At 46.8% G+C, this 12,807-nt stretch carries 10 protein-coding genes and 1 pseudogene; 5 read left to right on the top strand and 6 right to left on the bottom strand.

Translation table 11 applies throughout. The features are described 5' to 3' along the window. Positions 1-19 precede the first annotated feature (19 nt). On the bottom strand, positions 20-1,924 hold the full coding sequence (gene dnaK / locus Xbed_RS03335; protein ID WP_086111529.1) for a molecular chaperone DnaK: 1,905 nt from the start codon (positions 1,922-1,924) through the stop codon (positions 20-22). Between the two features lie 351 nt (positions 1,925-2,275). Between dnaK and satP the strand changes: the two genes are divergently transcribed. Beyond that, positions 2,276-2,848 carry an acetate uptake transporter gene (gene satP / locus Xbed_RS03330; RefSeq protein ID WP_086111528.1) on the top strand — a complete coding sequence of 191 codons (573 nt, stop codon included), beginning with the start codon at positions 2,276-2,278 and terminating at the stop codon, positions 2,846-2,848. Between the two features lie 78 nt (positions 2,849-2,926). Here satP and Xbed_RS03325 read toward each other — a convergent pair whose 3' ends face one another. Both Xbed_RS03325 and Xbed_RS03320 read right to left on the bottom strand, forming a co-directional pair. After that, on the bottom strand, positions 2,927-4,198 hold the full coding sequence (locus tag Xbed_RS03325) for an MFS transporter (protein WP_086111527.1): 1,272 nt from the start codon (positions 4,196-4,198) through the stop codon (positions 2,927-2,929). A 298-nt stretch (positions 4,199-4,496) separates the two neighbouring features. Then, complete coding sequence (locus Xbed_RS03320) at positions 4,497-4,994, bottom strand: DUF2938 domain-containing protein (protein WP_086111526.1); 498 nt, start codon at positions 4,992-4,994, stop codon at positions 4,497-4,499. A 138-nt stretch (positions 4,995-5,132) separates the two neighbouring features. Here Xbed_RS03320 and Xbed_RS03315 point away from each other — a divergent pair, with 138 nt between their 5' ends. The 3 genes and pseudogenes from Xbed_RS03315 to Xbed_RS03305 all read left to right on the top strand — a co-directional run bounded on the left by Xbed_RS03315 (position 5,133) and on the right by Xbed_RS03305 (position 8,704). Beyond that, positions 5,133-5,774, top strand: a complete 642-nt coding sequence (locus Xbed_RS03315; RefSeq protein WP_086111525.1) for an ArsR/SmtB family transcription factor — start codon at positions 5,133-5,135, stop codon at positions 5,772-5,774. Positions 5,775-5,892: 118 nt separating this feature from the next. Continuing rightward, a pseudogene (locus tag Xbed_RS03310) lies at positions 5,893-7,257 on the top strand (PTS transporter subunit EIIC); the annotation flags it as partial. A 46-nt stretch (positions 7,258-7,303) separates the two neighbouring features. Continuing rightward, entirely contained in the window at positions 7,304-8,704 is a 1,401-nt protein-coding gene (locus Xbed_RS03305) for a glycoside hydrolase family 1 protein (RefSeq protein ID WP_086111523.1), read from the top strand. Positions 8,705-8,864: 160 nt separating this feature from the next. Here the strand turns inward: Xbed_RS03305 and mog are convergent, their stop codons facing one another. Beyond that, a complete protein-coding gene (gene mog / locus Xbed_RS03300) occupies positions 8,865-9,440 on the bottom strand; it encodes a molybdopterin adenylyltransferase (protein ID WP_086111568.1) in 576 nt (191 codons plus the stop codon). An 81-nt stretch (positions 9,441-9,521) separates the two neighbouring features. Then, a complete protein-coding gene (gene tal, locus Xbed_RS03295) occupies positions 9,522-10,475 on the bottom strand; it encodes a transaldolase (RefSeq protein WP_086111522.1) in 954 nt (317 codons plus the stop codon). A gap of 171 nt (positions 10,476-10,646) precedes the next feature. Between tal and yaaA the strand changes: the two genes are divergently transcribed. Then, positions 10,647-11,423: a peroxide stress protein YaaA gene (gene yaaA, locus Xbed_RS03290; protein WP_086111521.1), complete on the top strand. Its 777-nt coding sequence runs from the start codon at positions 10,647-10,649 to the stop codon at positions 11,421-11,423. Between the two features lie 91 nt (positions 11,424-11,514). On the opposite strand, the gene thrC is transcribed toward yaaA, so the two are convergent. Beyond that, a complete protein-coding gene (gene thrC, locus Xbed_RS03285; RefSeq protein WP_086111520.1) occupies positions 11,515-12,807 on the bottom strand; it encodes a threonine synthase in 1,293 nt (430 codons plus the stop codon).

Genomic DNA, 12,807 nt, shown 5'->3' with positions numbered 1-12,807 from the left:
CTTTGCCCGCTAAGGGCTATTATTTTTTGTCTTTAACTTCTTCGAATTCAGCGTCTACAACGTCGTCTTCTTTTTTCGCGTTGCCAGCGTCAGCAGCACCTGCCTGAGCTTGTTGCTGGGCGATTTCCAGAAGTTTCTTGGACGCTTCAACCAGAGCCTGGATCTTCGCTTCGATGTCAGCTTTGTCTTCGCCTTTTATCGCCGTTTCCAGTTCAGAAGTGGCTTTCTCGATGGCTGCTTTCTCGTCTGCAGTCAGTTTGTCACCCGCTTCTTCAACTTGTTTACGAGTACCGTGAATCAGTTGGTCAGCTTGGTTACGGATTTGAACCAATTCTTCAAACTTACGGTCTGCTTCTGCGTTTGCTTCTGCATCACGTACCATTTGTTGGATCTCTTCTTCGTTCAGACCAGAAGATGCCTTGATGGTGATGTTCTGTTCACGGCCTGAATTTTTATCCTTGGCAGAAACATGCAGGATACCATCAGCATCGATGTCGAAAGTGACTTCGATCTGCGGAGTACCGCGCATTGCTGGTTGGATGCCATCCAGGTTGAACTGGCCCAGGGATTTGTTATCGCTGGCACGCTTACGCTCACCTTGCAGTACGTGGATAGTGACCGCAGACTGGTTGTCTTCTGCGGTTGAGAACACTTGGCTATGCTTGGTTGGGATAGTGGTGTTCTTGGTAATCAGGGAAGTCATCACGCTGCCCATGGTTTCGATACCCAGAGACAGTGGGGTTACGTCCAGCAGCAGAACGTCTTTCACGTCACCTGCCAGTACGCCGCCCTGAACGGCTGCACCTATCGCAACGGCTTCGTCCGGGTTCACGTCTTTACGTGGCTCTTTGCCGAAGAAGTCTGCAACTGCTTTCTGAACCATTGGCATACGTGTCTGACCACCCACCAGAATGACATCTTGCACGTCAGATACAGACAGACCTGCGTCATTCAGGGCTACTTTCAGTGGCTCGATAGAACGTTTAACCAGATCTTCAACCAGTGACTCCAGTTTCGCACGGGTCACTTTAACGTTCATGTGCTTAGGACCGGTTGCATCAGCAGTGATGTATGGCAGGTTCACGTCAGTTTGCTGAGCAGAAGAAAGTTCGATTTTCGCTTTCTCTGCGGCTTCTTTCAGACGCTGCATTGCCAGTGGATCGTTACGCAGGTCGATGCCTTGTTCTTTTTTGAACTCGTCAACCAGATAGTTGATCATACGGCTGTCGAAGTCTTCACCGCCCAAGTGAGTATCACCGTTGGTTGCCAGAACTTCATACGTTTTTTCGCCATCAACTTCGTCAATTTCGATGATAGAGATATCGAAAGTACCGCCACCCAGGTCGTAAACCGCGATAGTACGGTTACCCACTTCTTTGTCCAGGCCATAAGCCAGGGCAGCAGCAGTCGGTTCGTTGATGATACGCTTAACTTCCAGCCCTGCGATACGACCCGCATCTTTAGTGGCTTGGCGCTGTGCATCGTTGAAGTAGGCAGGAACGGTAATAACCGCTTCGGTGACTGGCTCGCCCAGATAATCTTCCGCTGTTTTCTTCATCTTTTTCAGAACTTCAGCAGAAACCTGAGGAGGTGCCATTTTCTGGCCTTTCACTTCCAACCATGCATCGCCGTTGTCCGCTGCCATGATTTTGTATGGCATGATGGCTTCGTCACGCTGAACTTCTTCGTCCTGAAAACGACGGCCGATCAAACGCTTGATGGCAAACAGAGTATTTTGCGGGTTAGTGACAGCCTGACGTTTAGCTGGTTGACCAACCAGAGTTTCACCATCCTGAGTATATGCGATGATGGAAGGTGTGGTACGGTCACCTTCACTGTTTTCAAGCACACGAGCAGTAGTGCCGTCCATAATTGCTACACAAGAGTTGGTAGTTCCCAAGTCGATACCAATGATTTTACCCATCTAAACGCCTCCACAAAGAATTCATATATTCGGTCAAGTTACTAAGCTATATGAGGACGAATGTTTGCTTTTCAATGGCACTGATTGCCAGACATTCCCCATTTTATGTTTTCAGTTGATGCTGATATATCAGTAGTAACTGTAGTTGAAACTTAGATGGGGTCATTCGTCTCATCATCAAGGGGCAGATTGAAAAAAAATTGAAGTTTAGTAAAAAATTTTTTTCCAAGGCCATTGTGTAGTTGATGCCATCACATTATGATTCGCCGCCTTTTATGGGTTCTCGGCGCCAAAAACGCCCGGAAAACTTTTTTTTACTATTTTGTTTTATTTGCATTTTCTAGGGGAAGTATGAACGCTAATAAGTTGGCGAACCCAGGCCCGTTGGGTTTAATGGGTTTTGGTATGACAACCATTTTATTGAACTTGCACAATGCAGGTTTTTTCCCATTGACGTCGGTCATTTTGAGCATGGGAATTTTTTATGGGGGTTTGGCTCAGGTGCTGGCCGGCATTTTTGAGTACAAAAAAGGGAATACGTTTGCGGCGACCGCATTTACCTCTTACGGAATGTTCTGGTTGAGTCTGATCGGCGTGCTGTTCCTGCCAACAATGGGACTGGCAGAAGCAACCAGCCAGGAATTTCTCGGCGTTTACCTCGCCTTGTGGGGAATTTTCACCCTGTTCATGTTCTTGGGTACGTTGAAGGCCAACCGTGTCCTGCAATTTGTGTTTGGCAGCCTGACGCTGTTGTTCGCCTTGCTGGCGATAGGAAATATTACGGGCAATGCTGACATCCTGACTTTCGCGGGTTTTGAAGGCATTATCTGTGGTGCGAGTGCTTTCTATCTGGCAATGGCTGAAGTTCTGAATGAACAATATGGCCGGACTATTCTGCCGATGGGTGAAGTGAAACAGGCTTAACCGTTTTCAGGCAGGATGAGCCTTTGTGTTCATCCTGCCCTTAGTCGATAACTCGCCCGCCTTGCTCCCCGCCCGTTTTTACATGGCTTTTTTGCGCAAATAGCATCCCAATAAGATACCGATCACTGATAACGCCAGCATATAGTAGGCCGGCGCCAGGGGAGTATATTTCAGCAGCAGGGTAACCAAGATCGGAGTGAGTCCACCAAAAATGGCGTAGGCCAAATTATAGGAAAATGAAATGCCGCTAAACCGTATTTCAGGTGGATAACTGTTAACCATAACGAATGGCGTTGTGCTAATGACGCCAACAGCCAATCCCGCGATGGCATAAGTACTGAATAATTTGAGCGGTTCATGGCTGATATTATGGTAGAAAAACCACGTGGCAGCAGCCAATAGCATACAGCCGATGATCAACACGATACCGGCGCCCCATTTGTCACATAAATATCCAACAAAGACGCAGCTTATCGCCAACGAGATGATCGCAAGGCTGTTTGCTTTCAGGGTAAGTGATTGTTCCAGATGGAATACCGTCTGCATATAGGTTGGTGCCATTAAGATAATGACCACGATGCCAGCAGACAGTAGCCAAGTTAACAACATAGAGATCGTGATGGCGGGTTTGTGATTAAGCACCACGGATTTTAGTGGCAACTCTTCTGCCAGTGCCTTGCGTTCCTGCATTTCCTTGAAGATAGGCGTTTCATGTAGCCAACGACGCAGGTACATGGCACACAGGCCGAAAATGCCGCCGAGGAAGAAGGGGAGACGCCATGCCCAATTCAATACTTCTTGTTGGGTATAAATGGAGGTGATCAAAGTCGCGACAAGAGAGCCAAACAGAATACCCATGGTCAATCCTGCCGTCAAAATCCCACAGGCGAGACCGATGCGTTTATGGGGAACATGTTCAGCGACAAAAACCCATGCACCGGGCACTTCTCCCCCAATCGCCGCTCCCTGCATAATCCGCATCAGTAAGAGCAGTACCGGCGCGGCAATGCCGATGGCATCATAGGTGGGCAACATGCCAATGGTCAATGTGGGTACGGCCATCAGTAATATGCTGAGTGAGAACATTTTCTTGCGCCCAATGAGGTCACCAAAATGAGCCATGATGATCCCACCTAAAGGCCGGGCCAGATAACCCGCAGCAAAAATACCAAATGTTTGTAGTTGCCTAAGCCATTCATGTGTATCCGCAGGGAAAAAGAGTTCTCCCAGCGCAACGGCAAAAAAGACAAAGATAATAAAGTCGTAAAATTCTAACGCACCGCCTAAGGCAGCTAAAGACAGAGTTTTATAGTCCTGCCTGTTTAGTGAACGATTTTGATATTGTGACATAAGTTACCGATTTATAGTTATAAAATGGGATTTTTATGATGATCTTCAATAAATTCGAAGAGGGTTAAAATAGATGAAAATAAAACTTATGCTATATTAAAAGATATTTATTCTGCAATTTTTTAAATGGAACGATTGCGGTGATATGTAGTTTGGATTCGCTCAGAGGGAGAATTTAAATCTACATATCAGGGGAATTGAGAATGGAAGAACCTTGATCATGGCTGAATTTAAAGACCTAATCGCTTTTTTTCAAAATCATAATTAAAGATATCAGCCATCATTTAAGGGGATGAAATCAAGAAAATAATGTCAGGAAAAGTGCGGCTAAATACAGACCAATACCATAAGAAGTATGCGCCATTAAACTTCTCAGTCTTAGTGTATTAGGGGCAGGGGTTTTGGATGCCGCTATCCCCATTCCCATTCCCGGCTGCATAATAAAAAAAGGGGCAATGACCGTCACGAACCCCATGATTAATGCAGGAAGAAACGTGGGATTTTTTGCCCAAGCTAATCCCCAAATGAGTAACAGAATGCCCGCAAAAATAATGCCAATAAAATAGTGGGCGAACCAACCCATTCCGCTTTCCCCTTTCACCGGCTCGGCTTGTAGAATATGTGTATGGATGAATTTCCCTTTTGGAATATGACCAAGCCAGCGTCCCACCATGCTATAGTTCAGTGAAGGTATGCCGAAACAGCGTCTTATGATGACAGCCCAAAGATCCATCACAACCGTTGCCCCAGCCCCAATGAATACAGAACGAACAATAAATTCCAACGCTTCACTCATTTGTTGATATTCTCCGAATGTCAGTCACCTGTTTCTCGTCCGCATTGAACGAAGGGTTTACGATGTTTTTCGCGAAAAAATTCTGTTATCATATTCAATTAACTAATTTATTGTAATAATGTAGGAAGGTTAAAGTCAATGTTTGATAAACAACTTATTGTTGAAATTGCGGAAATCGCGAAAGTGTTGGGCAATCCCCATCGGTTGATACTGCTTGAGTGCCTGCTCGATACTGAGCAATCGGTGGAAAATTTGTCGGCGCTTTCCGGTCTGTCCATTGCCAATACATCCCAGCACCTTCAGCACCTTAAACGAGCAGGATTGCTCCAATCCCGCAAATCAGGCAAACATGTGTTTTATCGTCAGAGTGAAGGGCCGGTCAGTGCGGTTATTTCAGCACTCCAGCAATATGCTGAATTTAACCGTACAGAAATGCGTAGGTTGATTGATGACACGAGCAATCAGGAAGCCATTTCATGGGAAGAGTTGCTGGAAAAGATCAAAGCAAACAGCATGACCTTACTTGATGTCAGGTCAAAAGAAGAATTTGAGCAAGGTCATTTACCCAATGCCATCAACATTCCCATTGATGAATTGGAAAACCGGCTGGATGAATTGACCTCCAGCCAGGATCTCATTGCCTATTGCCGTGGCCCATATTGCGTGCTTTCTACCAATGCCCTTGCATTGCTTCGGGCAAAAGGCATTCACGCCCGCCGATTTAAAACCGGGTTTTCGGGGTGGAAAGAGGCAGGAATGCGAATTGAGATAGAGTCATAACTCATCTCGCGATCACAATCACATTTTTATCGGGCATAAATTGAGCAAATGAAGAAAGTAAATAGACTTAAAAATTAGATTATTGAAGCATAGACAATGTGACAATGAGGTAAGTAGCATGAATTACCCGATACTGGCGCGAGAAATTATTGTAGGTGTTGGCGGTAAAGAGAATATAGTTACTTTCGTCCATTGTGCGACTCGATTGCGGTTCAAACTCCGGGATCGCAATCTCGCCGATCTCAATGCCTTGAAAGCTCATCCCGATATTATTGCGGTTGTCGAGAGCGGAGGGCAATTTCAGGTTGTGATTGGGAATGAGGTCAAAGAGGTCTATCAGGTTATTCAGCAACGGTTGGCAATTCCTGATGAAACATCCCCAATCACCGATTCAACGGAGCGCCGGGACAGTTTATTTAACCATTTTATCGATATCATCTCCGGCATCTTTACCCCATTTTTGGGTATCATGGCCGCTTCGGGGATCTTAAAAGGCTTGCTGGCCGTTGCCACCACAATTCATTGGTTATCACCTGACAGCGGTACTTATCATGTCTGGTATGCCGCCAGCGATTCACTGTTTTACTTTTTTCCTCTAATACTCGGTTATACAGCGGGTAAAAAATTCGGCGGCAACCCTTTTATTACGATGGGAATTGGTGGTGCATTGGTGCATCCGCTCATCATCTCAGCTTTTGAGACATCAATGATTGCGGGTCACTCAAGCGAAAACTTTTTAGGGATCCCACTTTCCTTTTTGAATTACAGTTCTTCGGTGATCCCCATTATTTTTGCCTCTTGGGTAAGCTGCAAAATAGAAAAAAAATTGGATGCCCTCCTGCCCAGTGCAATCAAAACCTTCATTACCCCCCTGATTTGCCTGATGCTTATTGTGCCACTGGTATTTCTGGTCATTGGGCCTGCGGCGACATGGTTAAGCCAAATATTGGCTCAAGGTTACCAAACAATCTATGGATTTGCCCCAGCTCTGGCGGGAATGGTGATGGGCGCAATTTGGCAAGTCTGCGTCATTTTTGGTCTGCATTGGGGGTTGATACCCATTATGGTCAATAACTTAACGGTTTTGGGACACGATACGTTAGCCCCTTTATTACTGCCTGCGGTCATCGGGCAAACGGGGGCTGCATTGGGTGTTTTCCTGCGTACCCGTGATGCTAAATTGAAAGTACTCGCGGGTTCTGCTGCGACTGCGGGGATGTTTGGCATTACTGAGCCTGCGGTTTATGGTGTGACCCTGCCTTACCGGAGGCCGTTTATCTTTGGTTGTATTGCGGGTGCGATGGGGGGTTCAGTTGTTGGTTATTATCAAAGCGCCATGTACTCAATGGGACTGCTCAATATTTTTACCTTCACTCAATTGATCCCGCCATCGGGCATCGATCATACCGTGTGGGGAGCCATGATGGGTACGCTGCTGGCGTTTGCCATTTCTACCCTTTTAACATGGATGTTTGGCCTGCCAGCTATTACGCATAAAAGCTATCACGCATAAAAAAGAGGAAATTTAAATGAAACAGTTTCCAGCGCATTTTCTATGGGGTGGTGCGGTTGCCGCCAATCAGGTTGAAGGGGCTTATTTGACGGATGGAAAAGGTCTTTCTACATCAGATACCTTGCCTTATGGCATTACAGGCCCGGTGATTGAACGAAGCGCTGCAAATGAAATCCCCTATCTCAAAGATATCGCCATCGATTTTTATCACCGCTATCCCGAAGATATCGCCTTGTTTGCGGAAATGGGGTTTAAATGCCTGCGTACTTCCATCGCCTGGAGCCGGATTTTTCCGCATGGAGATGAGGCTCAACCCAATGAAGCGGGGCTGGTATTTTATGACCAACTGTTCGACGAAATGGCCAAGTACGGTATTCAGCCTTTGATTACGCTATCCCACTATGAAATACCGTGGACACTGGTCAAAAAATACGGCGGTTGGGGTAATCGCAAGCTGATTGCGTTTTTTGAACAGTACGCCCGCACGGTCTTTACCCGTTATCAACAGAAAGTAAAATTATGGCTGACATTCAATGAAATCAATATGTCGCTGCATGAACCGCTGACGGGGGTAGGATTGCCGAGAAACAGCAGTCAATCTGAAATTTACCAAGCTATTCATCACCAATTGGTTGCCAGTGCCCGGGTGGTGAAACTGTGTCGGGAAATCATTCCTGATGCCCAAATAGGTAATATGTTGCTGGGTGGTTTGATGTATCCACTGACGTGTAAACCAGAAGATGTACTGGCAACGCTTCAGCAAAATCAAAAATGGTTATTTTTTGGTGATGTTCAATGTCGGGGGAATTATCCCGGCTATATGTTGCGTTATTTCCGCGACAATAACATTGCATTTACCATTACCGAACAAGATAAAAGTGATCTGAAAAACACCGTCGATTTTATCTCATTCAGCTATTACATGAGTGGTTGTACGACGGCAGATGAAGCGGCGTCTCTGAAACAGCAGGGGAATATCCTGCACATGATTGCCAATCCTCATTTGCACAGTTCGGAATGGGGCTGGCAGATAGACCCTATCGGTTTACGTACCCTCTTGAACCTCTTATGGGATCGTTATCAGAAGCCCCTGTTTATTGTGGAAAATGGTCTGGGTGCGAAAGATACACCAGAAGCCGATGGCAGTATTCGGGATAACTACCGTATCCGATACCTGAACGATCATCTGATCCAAGTCAGGGAGGCGATTGAGGATGGGGTGGATGTGATGGGCTACACCAGTTGGGGGCCGATTGATTTGGTCAGTGCTTCAAAAGGTGAGATCACCAAACGCTACGGTTATATTTATGTTGACCAAAATGAACAGGGAACAGGCACGCTGGAACGTCGCCGTAAGCAGAGTTTTTATTGGTATAAGCAGGTGATTGAAACTCATGGCCGTAGTCTGGATGAATAGCCGATCCTGATTTATCACTTAATTATCCATCAAGGTTCTGAGCCTGTTCAGAACCTTTTTATGCTATTTATGCTATGCGATTTCGGGATTATCTGATTTTTATTCTGCCGGCTTTAATGGAAAAAAATTAAAGATGGCAAAAAAGGAAAGCGACTGAATATCAACGCCGTGCGCTTTTGGGGCGGAATGCCGCAACCACGGTTTCATCCGTTTCCACATAAGGGCCATCCAGTAACTGGATGCAGTAAGGCACACTGGCAAAAATTCCGGCGACCCGTACTTTGCCATTTGCGTCTTTCAATCCTTCCAGCGTTTCTGCGATGGCTTTGGGTTGTCCGGGCAGGTTAAGAATTAACGCCTGATTGCGGATTACGCCTACCTGACGGGACAAGATTGCCGTTGGAACAAACTGAAGGCTGATTTGACGCATCTGTTCCCCAAACCCGGGCATTTCACGATCAGCAATCGCGAGGGTTGCATCCGGTGTGACATCCCGGCGTGCCGGCCCGGTTCCCCCGGTGGTCAGTACCAGATGGCATCCCATTTCATCGACTAATTCACATAATGTCTGCTCAATCAGGATTTGCTCATCGGGGATCAGACGGCTTTCTACACGAAAAGGTGTCGTGATCGCAGTTTCCAGCCATGCCTCCAGTGCCGGCAGCCCCTTGTCCTGATAAATGCCATTGGAAGCCCGATCAGAAACAGACACGAGGCCAATGCGTAATACGTTCATATAAACCTCAGTTAACGACAAACAAAAGGCGACATCCATTATGTCGCCTTTGTATAAGAAAAAATAGCGTATCGTTTGAGATTACAGCAGAGAGGCGATCATGCTCTCAAGTTTGCCTTGGTCTACCGCAAACTTACGGATACCTTCCGCCAGTTTTTCAGTTGCCATCGCGTCTTGGTGATGATCCCAGTAGAACTCAGCTTCAGTCATGCGTTGTGGGCGCGCTTTGATTTCGCCTTCATAACCCAGTTTGCATTCAACTTCACCTTCTGCTTCAGACAGCTCTTTCAGCAGTGCAGGGGAAATTGTCAGGCGGTCACAGCCAGCCAGTTCCAGAATTTCACCCGAGTTACGGAAACTTGCACCCATGACGACGGTGTTATAACCGTGCGCTTTGTAGTATTGATAAATTTCAGCAACAGAAATCACACCCGGATCTTCGTGTGGTGCAAATTCTTTCTTGTCGCCATTGGCTTTGTACCAGTCCAGAATACGGCCAACGAATGGCGAAATCAGGTAGACGCCGGCTTCTGCACAAGCACGAGCCTGGGCAAAGGAGAACAGCAGGGTCAGGTTACAGTTGATGCCTTCTTTTTCCAACTGTTCCGCAGCACGGATGCCCTGCCACGTAGAAGCCAGTTTGATCAGGATGCGGTCATTGCTGATGCCTGCTTCGTTATACAGTTTGATCAGGCGTTTTGCTTTCGCTACGCTTGCTTCGGTGTCATAAGACAGACGAGCATCAACTTCAGTAGAAATGCGACCCGGGATCAGTTTCAGAATTTCCAGGCCAATGTTAACGGCCAACTTGTCACCGGCATCGATAATTTGCTGCTCACGGGAATCGCTTTGACCACGCGCCCACTCAACGGCTTCATCAATCAGTTGGCGATATTCTGGGATTTGAGCTGCATTCAAAATCAGGGAAGGGTTGGTGGTCGCATCTTGCGGCTGATACAGTTTCATAGCCGCAATATCCCCGGTATCTGCTACTACCGTTGTCAGCTTACGCAGGGAAGTCAGTTTATCGGTCATGTTTAATATCTCATCGTTATACGTAAAATCTTTGGCAACGTTGCCTCGCCATCCCGTGATGATAACATGGTCAAGCGCGGCTGTAAGGTAGGAAAATCCTATCGCTGAGATTCTCCCCTTTCTGTGCTTTTTTGCTAAAGTGGGGAAAGTCTGAATTATTAGGAAAAAATGATGCTTATTACTCTTTCACCTGCAAAAACACTCGATTATGAAAGTCCACTCGCCACAGAAAAATATAGTCAGCCGGAATTGCTGGAGGAATCTCAGCAACTGATTGACGTTTGCCGTACTTTAACCCCGGCGCAAATCGGCAGTTTGATGAGTATCAGCGATAAATTGGCGGGGCTGAATGCCGCACGCTTTGGGGAATGGCAGCCAAATTTCACGCCGGAAAATGCCCGTCAGGCCATTTTGGCATTTAAAGGTGATGTTTATACCGGTATGCAGGCTGAAACTTTCTCTGCGGATGATTTTGCGTTTGCCCAGACTCATGTGAGAATTTTGTCCGGCCTGTATGGTGTCTTGCGTCCCCTCGACCTCATGCAGCCCTATCGCTTGGAAATGGGCATTAAACTGGAGAATCCACGCGGTAAAGATCTGTATAAGTTTTGGGGTGATCGTATCACTGACAATTTGAATGCCGCATTGGAACAGCAAGGTGATGAGGTGTTGGTCAATTTAGCATCGGATGAGTATTTCAAATCGGTGAACAGCAAAAAGTTGGCTGCGACTATGATCAAGCCGGTTTTTCTGGATGAGAAAAATGGCAAGTATAAAGTCATTAGTTTCTATGCGAAAAAAGCTCGTGGATTGATGAGCCGTTTTATTATTCAGAACCAACTGACTGATCCTGCACGGCTGGTGGAATTTAATCTGGAGGGATACGCTTTTGATGAATCCCTGTCCAAAGGGAATGAATGGGTGTTTAAACGTCCTGAACAACATTAATTGGTTGCCAGCATGGGAGGACTTCATCACCGGTAAAAGCCCACCTGAAAACTCCACCTATTTATTTTTAGGTGGAGTGGTGAATGTCCGGTTATTTCGGCGCTCTTGCCATCAGAAACTCACGCAGGGTAGAAAAATCCGCAGGCATGAAGTGGGATAACACATCCAAATCCGCTCGTTCAGCCAATTCTTGTGGCAAGGGTAACGGTTGACCGAGGGTGGCTTCGACGCTTTCCTTGAATTTGGCCGGGTGAGCGGTGCCCAGGAACAGACCATATTCCCCTTCCTGTAACTGATCACGCAGAACTCGATAGGCAATGGCCGCATGGGGTTCGGAAATATAGCCCTTTGCCGCCAGTTCCTGCATGGTGCTCTGAGTGGTTGCGTCATCCACAACCCCCTTTGCCAATTCACTCAATGCCCAACCTTTGCGTTTGAACAGCTCTTCAATGCGTGGCCAGTTATTGGGCTGGCTGACATCCATGGCATTGGACAGTGTGGCAATGGTTTGATGAGGTTGCCATGAGCCTTCCGCCAAATAACGGGGAACGGTGTCATTGACATTGGTTGCCGCGATAAAACGTTTTACCGGCAGTCCCAGCGACTTCGCCAGTAATCCTGCGGTTAAATTACCGAAATTGCCGCTGGGTACAGAAATGACCAACTGTTCACGTTTCTCGGCCGGGATCTGTGCAACCGCTTCAAAGTAATAACAGATTTGTGCCAACAATCGGCTGATATTAATGGAGTTGGCCGAATTGAGATGCAGGGCTTGTTTCAGTTCTTCGTCATCAAAAGCCTGTTTGACCAATGCCTGACAAGCGTCAAAATCGCTTTTGATGGCAACCGTGTGAATGTTGCCGCCCAGCGTACAGAAGAGTTTCTCCTGCAATGGACTGATTTTGCCTTCAGGATAAAGGATCACGACTTGGACGTTATCCAACCCATAGAAAGCGTGGGCAACGGCAGCGCCGGTGTCACCCGAGGTTGCGGTCAAAATAGTGACGGGTTGTTCTCCTGCGATCTGGGTCAGGATTTGTGCCATGAAACGGCCGCCAAAGTCTTTGAAAGCCAGTGTCGGGCCGTGGTAAAGCTCCAGTGAAACGATATTATCTTCGACATGTGCGACGGGGGCAGGGAAGGCAAAAGCGTTTTTCACCCGGGCAGCCAGTTGCCCTGCGGGGATCTCATCACCGATAAAGGCGGTGAGAATGCGCTGGCTACGGCTGACAAAATCTAATGCTAATAATTCGTTAATCTCATCATGGCTGAATTCTGGTAAATCCTGCGGAAAGAAGAGACCTTGCTGCTTGCCCAATCCCTGTTTTACCGCCTGTGAAAAACTTACCTGCTCGCTGTTGTCTTTTAAATTATATAGTTTCAT

The sequence above is a fragment of the Xenorhabdus beddingii genome (assembly GCF_002127545.1).
Lineage (GTDB): Bacteria > Pseudomonadota > Gammaproteobacteria > Enterobacterales > Enterobacteriaceae > Xenorhabdus > Xenorhabdus beddingii.
This window is presented reverse-complemented; position numbering and strand designations above follow the sequence as displayed.